Source organism: Sulfitobacter dubius (assembly GCF_900113435.1).
GTDB classification, from domain to species: domain Bacteria; phylum Pseudomonadota; class Alphaproteobacteria; order Rhodobacterales; family Rhodobacteraceae; genus Sulfitobacter; species Sulfitobacter dubius.
The window spans coordinates 419548-435232 of record NZ_FOPG01000002.1 but is presented as its reverse complement, the minus strand read 5'-3'; the positions used below and the strand labels follow the sequence as shown (position 1 = coordinate 435232).

Below are 15685 nucleotides of genomic sequence, written 5' to 3'. Positions count from 1 at the left end.
GCTAGACCGCGTCGGGCTGGTTAGCCGGCGCGGCAAGCTTTAACGCCGGTACGTCCATGCAATTTGCATGGATGCGGCGAATGGTGGCGTAGGGGGTCATATCGACCCCAAAGCGGGCATTGTTCAAGACCTGCGCATAGAGGCAGAGATCGGCCAAACCAACATCATCACCATGGCAAAAATCGCCCGTCTCGGGTTCCTGAGCCAACCGTGCCTCAAGCGCCGCCATGCCCGCACTGGCCCAATAGGCAAACCACGCAGCCTTGCCCGATGGGTCGACGCCAAACTCCCCCTCTAGGTGCTGCAACACCCGCAGATTGTTCACCGGGTGCACGTCTTGTACCACGATATAGGCCAGCGAACGCACCCGCGCCCGGCCCCACGCATCAGCAGGTAAAAGCGGCGGTTCGGGATATTCCTCATCAAGCCATTCAAGGATCGCCATAGATTGCGACAGCGGCCCCTGCCCCGTCATCAATGTCGGCACCGCCCCCGAAGGGTTCAGCGCCAGATGTTTGGCCCCATGCTGTTCTCCGGCAAGCAGGGACAGCGGCACATAGTCATAGCGCAGCCCCTTGAGATTCAGCGCCGCCCGCACCCGGACCGAAGTCGATGAGCGGAAGTAATTATACAGCGCCAGATCGCTCACGCGCGCGGGCCGACGGTAACCTCAAACTCAGCAATGCCATTGACGCCGCCAGTCAACACATCACCCGGCACCACGGCGCCAACCCCGGCTGGCGTGCCCGTCATGATTATGTCGCCCGGCGCCAGTGTGACTGCCCGTGAAAGGGTTGCGGTATGCTCGCGTACCGACCAGATCATCTGCGCCAGATCGGCCTCTTGTTTCATCTCACCGTTTACGGCCAACCAGATGCGCCCTGTCTCAACCGAAGCGACATCTGCAATCGGCAAGATCGGTGCGATGGGCGCGGAATTATCAAACGCCTTAGACCAGTCCCACGGGCGGCCCATCTTCTTGGCTTGGGCCTGAAGATCACGGCGGGTAAAATCAATGCCCACGGAGGCCCCCCAGATGTGATCCATCACATCAGCTTCCGCAATATTCGCGCCACCCTTGCCGATGGCGATGACAAGCTCTGCCTCAAAGTGGAAATCCTCCGTCAGCGGCGGGTAGGGCACGGTACAGGGCGTATCGAGCGTGGCATCAGCGGGTTTGGTGAAAAAGAACGGCGGGTCGCGCATGTCGTTGCCCATTTCAAGCACATGCGCCTCATAGTTGCGGCCCACGCAAAAGACGCGGCGCACCGGGAAACGGTCGCTGGTGCCTTGAACGGCAAGGCTGCTCTGCTTTGGGGGGTCAATCACATACATCACTGGGTTCCTCTTGGCATGATGCGGCCAAGGAACACCCGCGCTTTGTAACAGTCAATGACCCCCGTGCGCTTATAAACCCTTGAGCGGCAACTCTTTCACAGGTCCGCGCCTTTGCGGATCGCCTCTTGCACCTCGCGGATGTCTTCGGCGCTCAGCCCATAGTCCGCCGCAGCCACCTCTGCGCTGATGTAGCCGCGCAGAAGGTCGCGTTTCACCAAGTCCTTGGGGCGCTCAGACGCATCGCCGTATCCCGCGCCACCGGGGAAGGCCATCATCACCCGGCGGCCATGCGGCACGAACTGTTTGCCCTTGCCGCGCATCGGCGTGCCATCGTCGCGGGCGATGGTGGTGGGGGCGCCGGAGGCGCCGCCCTGCCGCCCACGGGCGGGATGATCGACGCGGTCGAACATCGCCTGCATGTCGAACTCATGGCCCTCGCGGGCGCTGACCTCCATATATTGTCCCAGCCCGCCGCGCTGACGTCCTGCCCCGCCGCTGTCGGGCCGCAGTTCCTTACGCCAGATCACCACCGGGCCTGCATGTTCCGTGGCCTCAACCGGCATGGTCATCACACCCGAGGGGAAAGCCGTTGCGTTCAGCCCGTCGTGTTCTGGCCGCGCGCCCGAGCCGCCGGAGTTGAAGGTCAGCACCTCAGCCCGGCGCGCGCCTGCGGGGGCTTGCGCATCCGTGCGCGGGCGCAGGCTGACTTGGAAGTTGCACAGGCAGCCCGCGCCCTCGGCCGGGACAAGATTGGGCAGGATCTGATCCAGCGCCGCGTAGACCGTATCGGGCACGAAGTGACCGACGATGTGCCGCAGTGCCACGGGTGCCGGGTGCACGGCGTTGACGATGGTATCTTCGGGCGCAGTGATCCGAAACGGCTCTAACGAGGCGGCGTTGTTGGGGATCTCCGGCGCGATGGCGCATTTCAGCGCGTAGCAGGCATAGGCTTTGGTATAGACCAGCGGGCAGTTGATGCCCTTCTTGTCGATCCCGCTGGTGCCCGTGAAATCCGACAGGATGTGATCTTCTTCAATGCTCACCGTGACCCTGAGCGTAATTGGCGTGTCGAACCCGTCGATCGTCATCTCGCCAGTCGCCTGCTGGCGTGGCAGGGCGGCAATCCGCTCCAGCGTGGCGTGGCGGGAATTGTCGAGGATGAAGGCCGCGATGCCGGTGAGATCGTCGAGGGCGAACTCCTCCATCATGTCTATGAGACGGCGGTGACCGATCTCGTTGCAGGTGGTCAACGCGTAAATGTCGCCGACCAATTGATCCGGCTCGCGCACGTTGCCACGGATGATCCGAACCAGCGTCTCATCGACCTTGCCCGCATCGGCGAATTTCATGATCGGCAGGTAGAGCCCTTCCTCGTAGACGCTCGCCGCATCCGCGCCAAAGCCACGCCCGCCGATGTCGACGATATGCGCGGTACAGGCAAAAAATCCGACCAGCTTGCCACGGTGAAAGGACGGCGTGACCATGGTGATGTCATGCAGGTGGCCCGTCCCCTCCCAAGGGTCGTTGGTGATATAGACATCACCCTCAAGGATGTTCTGCCGCCCGATGCGCCGGATGAAATGCGCCACCGCGTCGGCCATGGCGTTGACGTGGCCCGGGGTGCCGGTGACCGCTTGGGCCAGCATCTGACCGTCGGTGTCATAGACCCCGGCCGAGAGATCGCCCGCCTCACGGACCGAGGTTGAAAAGGCGGTGCGCACCAGCGCCTGCGCCTGTTCCTCGACGACCGAGATCAGCCGGTTCCACATGACCTGATAGGCAACGTTGGAGTGTGTCTGTGCCATGGGCTTACCCTTTCACGGTGATGTCGATGCAGCCGTCGGGCTGGCAGATCGCCCGGCGCGAGGCGGGCAGGATGATTGTCGTCTCATCCTCGGTGATTGCGGCAGGGCCTTGGGCGGTCTGGCCGGGGGCCATCTGGGCGCGCAGCACCACGTCGGCCTCGCAGTATTCAGCGAGCGCCGGGTCGAACATACGCCGTGTTAGAGCCACATCTGCCGCCGCACCCGGGGACTGCTCTGCGGTGCGGGCGACCGCCTCGGGCGGGGTGGTGGCATTGACCGACCAGACCGTGATCTCGATATCCAACCCCTCGACGGTACGACCGAAAAGCTTGGCGTAGTCCGCCTCGAAAAGCGCCTCGAACCGGGCGGCATCGGGGTTTAGGGCGTCTGCCTCGTCCAGCACGATGGGGATCTCCCAGCCCTGCCCGCTGTAGCGCATGTAGACTTTGTATTCCGACAGGATTTCTGCCCCGGCGTCGCAGTTGCGGACAAAGCCGGTGGCCTCGTCGCGTAGCTCGGCCAGCAGCGCCTTAATGCGATCCGCATCGAAATCCGACAGCTTCATATAGACCGAGCGGTTGGCCTCAAAGCTGAAGGGCGCGCGCAGGAAGCCGATGGCCGAGCCGACCCCGGCACCGGGCGGTACCAGCAGGCGTTCGACGCCCAACTTCTCACAGAGCCGCCCTGCGTGCAGCGGGGCCGCGCCGCCGAAGGCGATCATCGTGTAGTCGCTGAGATCCTCGCCGTTTTCGACCGCATGCACCCGCGCGGCATTGGCCATGTTCTCGTCCACCACCTCGGCCAGACCGAAGGCGGCGGTGGCGGCGTCCATGTTGAGCTCTTGCCCGATGACCTGATGCAGCGCCCCTTCGGAACCTGCGGTATCCAGCCGGATTGAGCCGCCTGCGAAATTGTCGGGGTCGAGCTTGCCCAGCACCAGATCGGCATCGGTCACCGCAGGCTTCGCGCCACCCCGGCCATAACAGGCGGGCCCCGGCTCGGAGCCCGCGCTTTCCGGCCCCACACGGATCTGCCGCATGGCGTCCACATGGGCAAGGCTGCCGCCCCCCGCACCAATCTCCACCATGTCGATCACCGGGATCGAGATCGGCATGCCCGAGCCTTTTTTGAACCGGTAGGTCCGCGCCACTTCGAACACTCGGCTGGTCTTGGGCGTCTGGTTCTTGATCAGACAGATCTTGGCCGTGGTGCCGCCCATGTCGAAGCTCAGTACCTTATCGAGCCCATAGCGCGCGGCGATGTTGGCGGCAAAGACCGCGCCCCCCGCCGGGCCGGATTCCACCAGCCGCACCGGGAATTCGGCGGCGCTTTCGATCGAGATGATGCCACCGCCCGAGTGCATCAGGAAGATGTTGCAGCCGACGCCTTCCTCATGCAGCCGCCCTTCAAGCCGCCCGAGGTAGCTTTTCATCAGCGGCTTAATATAGGCATTGGCGACCACGGTGTTGAACCGCTCGTACTCGCGCATCTGTGGCGAGACCTCAGAAGAGATCGAGACCATGACCCCCGGCAGACGCTCTTCCAGCACCTCGCGGATCAGCCGTTCATGCGCGTCGTTCAGGTAGGAATGGATCAGCCCCACCGCGACGCTTTCATAGCCCGCTTCGGCGATACGATCCGCCAGAGCCTCAACCTCGGCCCGGTCGAGCGGTAGCAGCACGGCCCCGGTAGCATCGACACGTTCGCTGACCGTATAGCGCATCTGGCGCGGCAGCAGCGGCTCGGGGAGGTTGAGGTTCAGATCATACTGCTCGAACCGGCTTTCGGTGCGCATCTCGATCACGTCGCGGAAGCCCTGGGTCGTGATCAGCGCCGTCTTGGCCCCGCGCCGCTCAATCAGCGCGTTGGTCGCCAGCGTGGTGCCGTGGATGATCTGGGTCAGGTCGGCAGGGGTGACCCCGGCCTTGGCGCAGACCTGATGCATCCCGTCGATGATCGCGTTCTCGGGCGCGGCATAGGTGGTCAGCACTTTGGTCGAGAAGCTCTCCCCGCCCTTTTCCAGAACCACGTCGGTAAAGGTGCCGCCAATGTCTACGCCCAGTCGAATGGTTGATGCCATGTCTCACTCCTCTTTGGGCGCAGGATAGGAGCGGGCGCAGCATCGTTGCAAATTATTATATTCTATGGGTGTGAAAGATTTTTTCGATCCTCGGCCTCGAAGACCTGAGCGCAGTCCCTGGCCAGTTCGGCGGCGCGGGCGACATAGGCGGGCGTGCGATCCGCGTGATAGCGCGCGGCGACTTGCAGCGGGCGCGGATGCCATGCGGCGGGCAGAATACGCAGCGCCCCGTCGACCAAGGCTCCTGCCACCATGACACGCGGCAATACCGCCACGCCCATCCCGTCGAGCACCATGTTCATCGCCGCCGAAAGGCTGCTCGAAGGTACCAAACGGGCCTTGGGCGCGGTGGTGCCGTCGAAATGGCCGATCAGATCGGAATGGGCCTGCGTATGCCGCGCATGGCCCAGCACCGGATACCCTAGCATGGCGTCGAAGTCAGGCGCGGGACCGATCTGGGCGGCCAATTCCGGCGCGGCCACCCAGACGTAATCATAGGTCGCAAGGTCCAACTGCCCGCTCGCCGGGGTCGAGAAGGGCGCGGTTTGCAACGTCAGGTCAAGCGCATGAGCGGCAAGCTCCTGATCCAGATCGCGGGACAGATCGACGGTAAGCTCGACGGTGAGATTGGGATAGACCTCGGCTAGTGCACGCAGAAAGGGCCGCAGCCATGTGCTGGCAACCACTTCAGTCACCCCAAGGCGCAGGCTGTCGTCGATCAGGTCGGGCCGCGCGGCGGTCTCGACCAGCGCCTCGGCCTCGCGCACCACGCGGCGGGCCTGCGTCAGTAGGGCGCTACCCTTTTCGGTCAGCCGGATCGACCCGGCGTCGCGCTGCATCAGGGTGACACCCAGCGTCGCCTCCAGCCCGGAAATCCGGGCAGAGATATTGGGCTGTGTCGTGTTCAGATGCGCGGCGGCGCGGCGGAAACTGCCAAGGTCTGCGACCCAGATCAGCGCTTCAAGCTGTTTCAGCGTGAAGAGATTGCCGATCATTCGCGCCAGTCAAAGAAACCCGGTCCGGCCTCGGCCAGAAGCTTGCGGGCCATCGCCTCGCCCGCCGCGGCGCCATCGGAAATGGCGCAGGTCACGTCATCGCCGATCGCATCAGACCCGTCGGGGCGCAGCACCTGCCCGCGCAGGCGCATCTCGCTGCCGTTGAGTTCGGCCAGACCGGCAATTGGCGTCTCGCAAGACCCGTCGAGGGTGGCGAGGAACGCGCGTTCGGCGGCCAGTTGTTGGCCAGTCTTGCGGTCATGAATCGCCGAGAGCATCTCGGCGGCGCGGCTGTCGTCCTCGCGGCGCTCCACCCCGATGGCCCCCTGCGCGATGGCGGGGAGCATGTCGTCAGGGTGAACGGCAGCCTGCGGCACATCGTCCATCTTGAGCCGGTTCAGCCCGGCCATGGCGAGGAAAGTCGCTTCGGCCACGCCGTCGTCGAGCTTTTTCAAACGCGTTTGCAGGTTGCCACGAAACTCGACCACTTCCAGATCAGGCCGCCGCAGTTTCACCTGCGCCCGGCGGCGCAGACTGGAGGTGCCCACGACCGCGCCTTCGGGCAACTCGGCGATGGATTTCAGATGCGGCGAGATGAAAGCGTCGCGGCAATCCTCGCGCGGCAGATAGGTGTCGATCAACAGCCCCTCGGGTTGCAGCGTCGGCATGTCCTTCATCGAATGCACCGCGATGTCGATGGAGCCATCCAGCAGCGCGGCCTCGATCTCGCGGGTGAACAGGCCCTTGCCGCCGATCTCTTTCAGCGGGCGGTCGATGATCTTGTCACCCGTGGTCTTGATCACGACGATGGTGAAAGCCTCGAACGGCAGATCGAAGGCGGCGGCAAGCCGGTCGCGCACCTCATTCGCCTGCGCGAGCGCCAGAAGCGATCCGCGTGTGCCGATGTTGAGGGGCCGGGCCGGGGTGGGGAGCTGATACGTCATGACGCATCCCTACCCCCGTCGACATGAACTGACAACTGCTGTACCTGCGCTACCTACGGGTTTGCCACAATTAGGAACGCCATAATGACTGCGAATAAGACCATCCTGCGCGCCCTTGCGGGCGAAACCCTGCCGACCCCACCTATCTGGATGATGCGGCAAGCCGGGCGCTACCTGCCGGAGTACCGCGCAACGCGGGCCAAGGCGGGGGATTTCCTGTCGCTTTGCTACAATCCTGAACTTGCCGCCGAGGTGACGCTGCAGCCGATCCGCCGCTATGGGTTTGATGGGTCGATCCTTTTTGCCGACATCCTGCTGGTGCCCCAAGCGCTTGGGGCCGACCTGTGGTTCGTCACCGGCGAAGGGCCGCGGTTGTCGACAATCACCACCAAGGCCGAGATGGAAGCGCTGAAACCAGCCGACGCGATCCACGACCACCTCGCCCCGATTTACGAGACGGTCCGCATCCTGTCGCGCGAACTGCCCGAAGAGACCACGCTGATCGGTTTCGCAGGCGCGCCATGGACGGTGGCGACCTATATGATCGCGGGCAAAGGCACGCCGGACCAAGGCCCGGCGCATGCGTTGAAAGATGAGAACCCCGAGGTGTTCGACGCGTTGATGGAGCGGATTACGTTGGCTACGATCGAATACCTCGACATGCAGATCAAGGCGGGGGCCGAGGTGGTGAAGCTCTTCGACAGCTGGGCCGGATCGCTTCAAGGCACCGATTTTGACCGTTATTCGACCGAGCCACTGCGCCAGATTATCAGCGCGCTGAAGGCTCGCCATCCGGGCGTGCCGATCATCGCCTTCCCGCGCGGTGCCGGGGCGCGGTTTGCCAATCTACACGCAGCAACCGGAGCGGACTGCATCGCCATCGACGATGGTGTCAGCGCCGAATGGGTGGCCGAACATGTGCAGCCCAATGGCTGTGTGCAGGGCAATCTCAAGTCATCACATATGGTGAGGGGCGGCGATGCGCTGGTGCAAGAGACGCGGTCGATCGTTGATGCGCTGTCGAAGGGGCCGCATATCTTTAATCTGGGGCATGGCATTACGCCGGATGCGGACCCGGAGAATGTGCAGTTGATGATTGATACCGTGCGCGGGACGTGCGGGTAAGACCTAGCCACATGTGAGGAGGGCCATCGCCTGCCCGCGGGTCGGCGATCTGGCGGCTGTTGAAGCCACTTTATGGTTCAACCATGGTGTGCGTTGGCGAGGTCACGCCAAGCCTTACCAAATCGCCTACCCGTCCGGGCGGGCAGGCGATGGCCCGGCGCCTACGGCTTGATTCCGGGCCGGGGTGGAATTGAGCAACCGAACGTCCACCCAAACGCTTAGCTCAAACCCACTTCGCCATCGGCGGCAGGCTCATCAGCACGGCATCAGGGTCATGCCCCGTCTCCAAACCGAACTTCGTCCCCCGGTCGTAAACGAGGTTATACTCAGCATAGAGCCCACGGTGGCGCAACTGCACATCCTTGTCGTCCATGTCCCACTCCATCTCGCGCCGCTTGTCGACCAATGGCACATAGGCGGGCAGAAACGCCCGGCCCACGTCTTGAGTCAGAGCAAAATCCGCCTCCCAGTCGCCACTGTTGCGGTCATCGTAAAAGATGCCACCCACCCCCCGCGCGCGCTTGCGGTGCGGGATGTAGAAATACTCATCCGCCCAAGCCTTCAGCTCATCATAGAGCGTGACGCTATGGGGGTCACAAGCGGCCTTCATCTCGGCATGGAAATGGGCGGTGTCCTCATCATACTCAATACAAGGGTTCAAATCCGCCCCACCGCCGAACCACCATGCATGAGGGGTCCAGAACATGCGGGTGTTCATATGCACGGCAGGCACATGTGGGTTTTGCATATGCGCGACCAGACTAATGCCCGAGGCCCAGAAACGCGGATCATCGGCCATGCCCGGCAGTCCTTTGCGCGCGGCCATGGCCGCCTGCGCCCGTTCGCCCAAGTTGCCGTAGACGGTGGAAATATTCACGCCCACCTTCTCAAACACACGCCCGCCGCGCATGACGGACATCTCACCGCCGCCGGCATCTGACCCATCGGGCGCGGTGCGGGTGGTGTTGCTGACCACGAACCGCCCGGCCTCTTCCTCGCCCACATGACGCGCTTCGATGTCATGGAACGCCTGGACGATGTCATCGCGTAGCTTGCGGAACCATTCCGCCGCGCGTGTCTTTTGGTCTTGCATGTCTTCGGTCATCTCTGGCCCGCCTTTGCTGTTATTTTATCGCCCCGCCGCCGAGGATCAGACCTTGGTGTTCGGCCATGTAGATCCGCAACCAAGGCGTATATTCTTCGGGGTTCTGCGCGAGGTTGGTGTGCAGATCGCTTAGGCTGATCCAGTGCGTCGCCATCACCTCATCGGGGTTTTCCGTGATCGACAGTGCCGGGTCTGCATGGGCAAGAAAGACCTCAACAACCTCATGCTCAATCAGCCCGCCGCCAACATCGGCGCGGTATTCGACTTGGCCGCGATTCTGAAGGTCCAACCCGGAGATCCCCAACTCCTCTTCCAAACGCCGTGTGGCACAGGCTTGGGGCGGCTCGTCCCATTGCGGATGCGTGCAGCAGGTATTCGCCCAGAGGCCGGGGGTGTGGTATTTGCCAAGCGCGCGCTGCTGCAGCAGCAACTTGCCCTCGGCAATGACAAAGACCGAGACCGCCATATGCCGCAAACCGCGCTCATGCGCGGCGAGTTTTTCAACCGGTTGCAGGGTGCCGTCGACCCAGGCGGGGACCATGATCTCCATCAGAGGCGGCTCGCCGTTGTGTTCATCTCACCCTCAGCGCAGAAGAAATTCACCGGCAGTTATCGGAGGAATCTCCCCTAGTCTCAACCGCTAACCGGCATGCGGTGCGCTCATGCTACCTTTTGGCGCAGCACAGGTCCTTTACCCCATCGCCCCAAACGCTAGTTTCAAATCAGCCAGACAAAGGAACTCACAATGAACATGCGTATCGCGTCGATCTTCGCCATCTGCCTTGGGGCCACGCCCCTTTGGGCGGAAAGCCATGCCTCCGGTGATGCCGAAGCCGGGGAAAAGGTCTTTCGTAAATGCAAAAGCTGCCACATGATCCAAGATGATGAGGGCAATGACATCCAAAAAGGCGGCCGCACCGGGCCGAACCTATATGGAATCTACAACCGCGTGGCGGGGTCGGTCGAAGACTACCGCTATGGCGATTCCCTCGTTGAAGCCGGCGAGGCCGGGCTGGCGTGGAACGAAGAAGACTTCGCCGGATATGTGGCCGATCCCAAGAAGTTTCTGGCCAGCTATCTCGACACGAACCGCGCCAAATCCAAGATGTCTTACCGTCTGAGAGACGAAGAAGACGCCAAGGATGTTTGGACGTATTTGGTCTCGGTCGGGCCCGAGGTTACTGAAGCGGATATGGAAGAAGCCAAGACGACTGAATAATCCGACGTTTCACTGATTTTTAATAAACGGGGGGCCGATGATCCGGCCCCCCGTTTTGCGTTTTAAAAGCAGTCGCGCAGCAGCTGCGTAACATTCTCTTTGGTCAGTTCAATCGGGTTGCCGCCGCAGCTTGGGTCTTGCAGGGCCGAGGCCACCAGCGCGTCGATATCCGGGTCGGTCACGCCAAGGGCGGTCAGCGAGGTCGGGATATTCAACTCCGCATTTAACTTGCCGACGAAATCATAGAAGCCATCAAAGCCGCCGACGATTTCAAGATAGGCTGCCGCTTTGGCCAGACGGTCTTCGATCGCGGGGCGGTTCATGCGCAGGACGGGCTGCATGACGACCGCGTTGGTGGTGCCGTGATGCGTGTGATGCACCGCGCCAATCGGGTGGCTGATGGCATGGATGGCGCCCAGACCCTTTTGGAACGCCGTGGCGCCCATGGCCGCGGCAGACATCATATGCCCGCGCGCCTCAAGATCAGTGCCATCGGCATAGGCCCGGGGCAGATATTCCTTGACCAGCCGCATGCCTTCCAGCGCCATGCCTTGGCTCATCGGGTGGTAATGCGGCGAGCAGAAGGCTTCGAGGCAGTGGGCGAAAGCATCCATCCCGGTGCCTGCGGTGATCATCGGCGGCATGCCGACGGTCAGTTCCGGGTCGCAGATCACGACGGCGGGCAGCATTTTGGGGTGGAAGATGATCTTTTTCTCATGGGTCTGGGAATTGGTGATCACGCTTGCGCGGCCAACTTCCGAGCCTGTGCCGGCGGTCGTCGGCACGGCCACGATAGGCGCGATGCCCTCAGGGTCGGCGCGGGTCCACCAGTCGCCGATATCTTCGAAATCCCACAGGGGGCGCGTTTGGCCCGCCATGAAGGCAATGACCTTGCCCAGATCAAGCCCCGAGCCGCCGCCGAAGGCGATCACGCCGTCATGGCCGCCGTCGCGATAGACCTTGATGCCCGCCTCGGCGTTCATCTCGGTCGGGTTCGGGTCAACGTCCGAGAACATCGCACGGCCAAGGCCAGCGGCTTCCATCAGGTCGAGCGTGGACTGGGTGATCGGCAGATAGGCCAGCCCCTTGTCGGTGACCAGCAGCGGCTTCTTGATGCCCGCAGCGGCGCAGGCCTCGGCGATCTCTTTAATGCGGCCCGCGCCGAAGCGGATGGCGGTGGGGTAAGACCAATTGGCAGTCAGGGACATGTCTCAGGCTTTCTTGAGGTGGTAGGATTTAGGGCGTGTCAGCGCGTGATAGCCCAGTTCAGACAGGCCCGCGCCGCGCCCAGTTTGCTTGCAGCCGGTCCAGCACAGCGCCGGGTCCAGGTAATCGGCGCGGTTCATGAAGACGGTGCCAGTTTCCAGCCGCTGGCCAATGGCTTCGGCAGCGTCGGCATCGGCGGTAAAGATCGCAGCGGTCAGACCAAATTGGCTGTCGTTCATCAGCGCAATGGCTTCTTCGTCGTCCTTCACCGGCATGATGCCGACCACGGGGCCAAAGCTTTCGTCGCGCATGACGCGCATTTCGTGGGTCACATCGGTCAGGATTTGCGGGGTGAGGTAAGCGCCACCATCGTCGGCGGGCATCTTTTCGATATGCGCCTTTGCGCCATCGGCCAGTGCCTCGTCAATCTGCGCGCGGACCTCATTGGCGAAACGCACGTTGGCCATCGGGCCAAGCGTCGTGGCCTGATCCAGCGGGTTGCCGAGGTTGAGGTTGTTCACCCATGCCACGGCCTTTTCAACGAAAGCGTCATAAAGGCTTTCGTGCACATAAATCCGCTCGATCCCGCAGCAGCATTGGCCCGCGTTGAACATTGCGCCGTCCATCACGCCGTCGACTGCCGCGTCGAGATTGGCGTCGGCCCGGACATAGGCGGGGTCTTTGCCGCCCAACTCGGTCGCGACGCCAGTGAAGGTGCCCGCCGCTGCACGCTCCATCGCCTGCCCGCCGCCGACAGAGCCGGTGAAGTTGACGAAATCAAAGGCGTTGTCCGCGATCAGCGCCGATGTGGTGTCATGGCTCAGCAGAACGTTCTGGAACACATCCTCCGGCACGCCCGCAGCGCGGTAGGCATCGGCGAGGTGTTCGCCGACCAGAATGGTCTGCGAGGCGTGTTTCAGGATCACCGAATTGCCCGCGATCAGCGCGGGCGCGATGGTGTTGTTCGCGGTCATGTAGGGGTAGTTCCACGGTGCCACGACGAAAACCACGCCATGCGGCTCACGCAGGATCTTGCGGCTAAAGGCGGCGCTGTCTTCGATTATCGTGGGGGCCAGCGCATCGGCTGCGATCTTGGCCATGTGGCTGGTGCGTTCCTGCAGACCGCCGAATTCGCCGCCATAGCGCACCGGGCGGCCCATCTGATGGGCCAGTTCCTCGGTCATGCGGTCGGTCGAATTCTCAATCTCTTTCAACGCGCCCATCACCAGATCGACACGTTCCTGCAAGGGCCGCGCGGCCCATGCCTTTTGCGCCTTACGCGCGCGGGCGACAGCGTCTTGCGCTGCCTGCGTGCTCAGGGTTTCGCGCTCCGCATAGACCGAACCGTCAATCGGAGAGATACATTTTACCGTCGTCATTCTCAGGCCCTTTCAAAGCCACGGGCGATTTCCCAATCGGTCACCACCCGGTCAAATTCTTCCTGCTCCCATTCCGCCGCGCGGGTGTAATGGGTCACTACATCGTCGCCCAAAACCTCGCGCAGGAACGTCGAGCCGCGCAGGGTCTCGGTTGCTGCCCGCAGGGTCTGGGGGATATCGACAGCGTCGGACTCGCCGTAAGCATCGCCGCGTGTGGGCGGGGCAAGCTCCATCTTGTCTTCGATCCCTTTGATTCCGGCGGCCAGCATGACCGCCTGCGCCAGATAAGGGTTCAAGTCCGATCCGCCAATACGACATTCGACGCGGACGCCCTTTGTCCCTGCCCCGCATAGGCGGAACCCAGCGGTGCGGTTGTCGACGGACCAAACGGTCTTGGTCGGGGCAAAGGTGCCTTTGGCGAAACGCTTGTAGCTGTTCACATAAGGCGCGAGGAAATAGGTATATTCCGGCGCATAGGCGATCAGCCCGGCCATGTAATGGCGCATCAGGTCGGACATGCCCAGATCGTCGTCACCATCGACAAACATCGGTTTGCCGTCTTTCCACAGCGACTGGTGGACGTGGCTGGAGGAGCCGACACGGTCCTTATGCCACTTGGGCAGGAAGCTTGCTGCATGACCCTGCTGCCACGCGATCTCCTTAACCGCATGTTTGGCAATCGTGTGGTAGTCGGCACAGTCCAGAGCCGCTGAATAGCGGATGTTAAGCTCTTCCTGCCCCGCCTCGGCCTCGCCTTTGGAATTCTCAATCGGCAGACCGGCGGCAAAGAGATGGTTGCGCAGCGGGCGCATCACGTTCTCTTCCTTAGTGGTCTGGAGGATGTTGTAATCTTCGTTATAGCCGCTGATCGGCGTGAGGTCGCGATAGCCGCCCTTGCGGATTGTGTCAAAGCTCTGCTCGAAAAGGAAGAACTCCAACTCCGTCGCCATCATGGCGTCGAAGCCCAACTCCTTCAGCCGCGCGATCTGTTTCTTCAACATGGCGCGGGGCGAATGAGGCACGGGCGCATGGGTGTCGTGATCCAGCACGTCGCAAAGCACCATCACCGTCCCGTCCAGCCACGGCACCGGGCGGATCGTATCAAGGTCGGGCTGCATTACATAGTCGCCGTAGCCGGACTGCCACGAGGTAGAGGCGAAACCATCGGGCGTCGCCATCTCAAGGTCAGTGGCCAGCAGGTAGTTGCAGCAATGGGTCTCTTTGTAAGAGGTTTCGACAAAGTTAACCGCATGGAAGCGCTTGCCCATCAACCGGCCCTGCATATCCACAAGGCAGGCAAGGACCGTGTCGACGGATCCTTCTTTGACCAGTTTTTTCAGCGCATCGAATGTCAGGGTGCCGGGCATGTTCTGTCCACTTCAGGGGGTAAGGCGGGGGCGCAGGCAGCGCGCCCCCGGTTGTCGGTTCAACCGTTGGTGTAAGGCGGACCGGCTTTGTTGATGACTTCGTTATAGTCGCGGAAGATCTGCACGATCTTGGCGTGCACTTCGCCCTCTTCGGCGATCTCTGTCCAGAAGTCCTTGGCCGCATCTTCGACCTCGGCCCATTCGTCGGCAGGCACGGTGCTGAGCTTGAGCTTGTCGCCCTGCGCCCGCAGACGCGCCTCGCCGCCCCAGTACCACTGGTTGCGGTAGGTGTGGCCCGCTTCGATCCCCGCCATGACCAACTGTTTGAGGTGATCCGGCAGATCGGCCCACTGCTGCTGGTTGACGAAGAACGACCCGATCCAAGCACCCGAGATGTTGTTGGTCAGGAAGTAGTCCGTCACATCGGCCCAGCCGACGGTGTAGTCTTCGGTGATGCCCGACCACGCCATGCCGTCGAGCTCGCCTGTTTGCACCGCGACTTCGGCGTCCTCGTAAGGGATGTTCACCGGCACCACGCCGAACTTCGAAAGGAAGCGGCCGGCGGTAGGAAATGTGTAAAGCTTCAGACCGTCCAGATCGGCGACCGATTTGATCTCTTTCGTGGTGTTGAAGTTACAGGGGTCTTGGCCCGCAGCCGACAGCCATTCGACGCCGACCTTGGCGTATTCTTCTTTCCAGATGTCGGCCAACCCGTACTGATTGAACAGCACCGGCACATCGAGGATGTGCTTGGTGGCAAAGGGGAAATAGCCGCCGAACTGCTGCAAGGGTGTGGGCGAAGCCATGGAGTCATCATCGGAATGCACCATGTCGATGGTGCCGCGCTGCATGGCTTGGAACAGCTCGCCGGTGGGCACGATCTGGTCGGCGTAGAACAGCTCGATCTCCATCTCGCCATTTGCGGCGGCATTGATGTAATCGACGGCAGGCTTGGTCACCTGCTCACCCAAGGCGGCACCGGCATAGGTCTGCATGCGCCATTTGATCGGCGCTTGGGCATGGACAATGGACGGCGCGGCGAGGGCCGCAGGGGCGGCGACGGCGGCCCCGGATAGAAACTTTCTGCGAGTGGTCATACGTCTCTCCTTTGTTGAAATGTCA

Annotated in this window: 14 protein-coding genes; 2 read left to right on the top strand and 12 right to left on the bottom strand. The window is 62.3% G+C overall.

The window, feature by feature from the left end:
• Position 1: 1 nt before the first annotated feature.
• The 6 genes from maiA to hemC form a co-directional block, all read right to left on the bottom strand.
• On the bottom strand, positions 2-649 hold the full coding sequence (gene maiA / locus BM229_RS10820; RefSeq protein ID WP_093927653.1) for a maleylacetoacetate isomerase: 648 nt from the start codon (positions 647-649) through the stop codon (positions 2-4).
• Entirely contained in the window at positions 646-1335 is a 690-nt protein-coding gene (locus BM229_RS10815) for a fumarylacetoacetate hydrolase family protein (RefSeq protein ID WP_093927652.1), read from the bottom strand. The genes maiA and BM229_RS10815 overlap by 4 nt, the downstream gene beginning before the upstream one ends.
• Positions 1336-1433: 98 nt before the next feature.
• Complete coding sequence (locus BM229_RS10810; protein WP_093927651.1) at positions 1434-3143, bottom strand: hydantoinase B/oxoprolinase family protein; 1710 nt, start codon at positions 3141-3143, stop codon at positions 1434-1436.
• A 4-nt stretch (positions 3144-3147) separates the two neighbouring features.
• Positions 3148-5223, bottom strand: a complete 2076-nt coding sequence (locus BM229_RS10805; RefSeq protein ID WP_093927650.1) for a hydantoinase/oxoprolinase family protein — start codon at positions 5221-5223, stop codon at positions 3148-3150.
• A 62-nt stretch (positions 5224-5285) separates the two neighbouring features.
• Positions 5286-6218 (bottom strand): LysR family transcriptional regulator, encoded by a 933-nt coding sequence (locus BM229_RS10800; protein WP_093927649.1) that lies wholly within the window; start codon positions 6216-6218, stop codon positions 5286-5288.
• Positions 6215-7162 carry a hydroxymethylbilane synthase gene (gene hemC / locus BM229_RS10795; protein ID WP_093927648.1) on the bottom strand — a complete coding sequence of 316 codons (948 nt, stop codon included), beginning with the start codon at positions 7160-7162 and terminating at the stop codon, positions 6215-6217. The genes BM229_RS10800 and hemC overlap by 4 nt, the downstream gene beginning before the upstream one ends.
• A gap of 84 nt (positions 7163-7246) precedes the next feature.
• Between hemC and hemE the strand changes: the two genes are divergently transcribed.
• A complete protein-coding gene (gene hemE, locus BM229_RS10790; protein ID WP_093927647.1) occupies positions 7247-8287 on the top strand; it encodes a uroporphyrinogen decarboxylase in 1041 nt (346 codons plus the stop codon).
• Between the two features lie 223 nt (positions 8288-8510).
• On the opposite strand, the gene hemF is transcribed toward hemE, so the two are convergent.
• Complete coding sequence (gene hemF / locus BM229_RS10785; protein ID WP_093927646.1) at positions 8511-9392, bottom strand: oxygen-dependent coproporphyrinogen oxidase; 882 nt, start codon at positions 9390-9392, stop codon at positions 8511-8513.
• A 19-nt stretch (positions 9393-9411) separates the two neighbouring features.
• Positions 9412-9942, bottom strand: coding sequence for an isopentenyl-diphosphate Delta-isomerase (gene idi / locus BM229_RS10780; protein WP_093927645.1), 531 nt, complete (start codon positions 9940-9942; stop codon positions 9412-9414).
• A 195-nt stretch (positions 9943-10137) separates the two neighbouring features.
• On the opposite strand from idi, the gene BM229_RS10775 reads away from it, so the two are divergent.
• Positions 10138-10611: a c-type cytochrome gene (locus BM229_RS10775; RefSeq protein WP_093927644.1), complete on the top strand. Its 474-nt coding sequence runs from the start codon at positions 10138-10140 to the stop codon at positions 10609-10611.
• Between the two features lie 62 nt (positions 10612-10673).
• Here BM229_RS10775 and BM229_RS10770 read toward each other — a convergent pair whose 3' ends face one another.
• The 4 genes from BM229_RS10770 to BM229_RS10755 are packed head-to-tail and all read right to left on the bottom strand — an operon-like array spanning position 10674 to position 15660.
• Entirely contained in the window at positions 10674-11819 is a 1146-nt protein-coding gene (locus tag BM229_RS10770) for an iron-containing alcohol dehydrogenase (RefSeq protein WP_093927643.1), read from the bottom strand.
• Between the two features lie 3 nt (positions 11820-11822).
• Positions 11823-13196, bottom strand: coding sequence for an aldehyde dehydrogenase family protein (locus BM229_RS10765; protein WP_093927642.1), 1374 nt, complete (start codon positions 13194-13196; stop codon positions 11823-11825).
• Positions 13197-13198: 2 nt separating this feature from the next.
• On the bottom strand, positions 13199-14563 hold the full coding sequence (locus tag BM229_RS10760) for a glutamine synthetase family protein (RefSeq protein ID WP_093927641.1): 1365 nt from the start codon (positions 14561-14563) through the stop codon (positions 13199-13201).
• Between the two features lie 59 nt (positions 14564-14622).
• Complete coding sequence (locus BM229_RS10755; RefSeq protein ID WP_093927640.1) at positions 14623-15660, bottom strand: TRAP transporter substrate-binding protein; 1038 nt, start codon at positions 15658-15660, stop codon at positions 14623-14625.
• Positions 15661-15685 lie beyond the last annotated feature (25 nt).

Bases quoted from the DNA above. Each gene is read 5' to 3' on its own strand.
- BM229_RS10765 (WP_093927642.1), bottom strand. From the start codon at position 13,196: ATGACGACGGTAAAATGTATCTCTCCGATTGACGGTTCGGTCTATGCG.
- BM229_RS10810 (WP_093927651.1), bottom strand. From the start codon at position 3,143: ATGGCACAGACACACTCCAACGTTGCCTATCAGGTCATGTGGAACCGG.
- BM229_RS10800 (WP_093927649.1), bottom strand. From the start codon at position 6,218: ATGATCGGCAATCTCTTCACGCTGAAACAGCTTGAAGCGCTGATCTGG.
- BM229_RS10755 (WP_093927640.1), bottom strand. From the start codon at position 15,660: ATGACCACTCGCAGAAAGTTTCTATCCGGGGCCGCCGTCGCCGCCCCT.
- idi (WP_093927645.1), bottom strand. From the start codon at position 9,942: ATGGAGATCATGGTCCCCGCCTGGGTCGACGGCACCCTGCAACCGGTT.
- BM229_RS10770 (WP_093927643.1), bottom strand. From the start codon at position 11,819: ATGTCCCTGACTGCCAATTGGTCTTACCCCACCGCCATCCGCTTCGGC.
- hemC (WP_093927648.1), bottom strand. From the start codon at position 7,162: ATGACGTATCAGCTCCCCACCCCGGCCCGGCCCCTCAACATCGGCACA.
- hemE (WP_093927647.1), top strand. From the start codon at position 7,247: ATGACTGCGAATAAGACCATCCTGCGCGCCCTTGCGGGCGAAACCCTG.
- BM229_RS10805 (WP_093927650.1), bottom strand. From the start codon at position 5,223: ATGGCATCAACCATTCGACTGGGCGTAGACATTGGCGGCACCTTTACC.
- BM229_RS10815 (WP_093927652.1), bottom strand. From the start codon at position 1,335: ATGTATGTGATTGACCCCCCAAAGCAGAGCAGCCTTGCCGTTCAAGGC.
- BM229_RS10775 (WP_093927644.1), top strand. From the start codon at position 10,138: ATGAACATGCGTATCGCGTCGATCTTCGCCATCTGCCTTGGGGCCACG.
- hemF (WP_093927646.1), bottom strand. From the start codon at position 9,392: ATGACCGAAGACATGCAAGACCAAAAGACACGCGCGGCGGAATGGTTC.
- BM229_RS10760 (WP_093927641.1), bottom strand. From the start codon at position 14,563: ATGCCCGGCACCCTGACATTCGATGCGCTGAAAAAACTGGTCAAAGAA.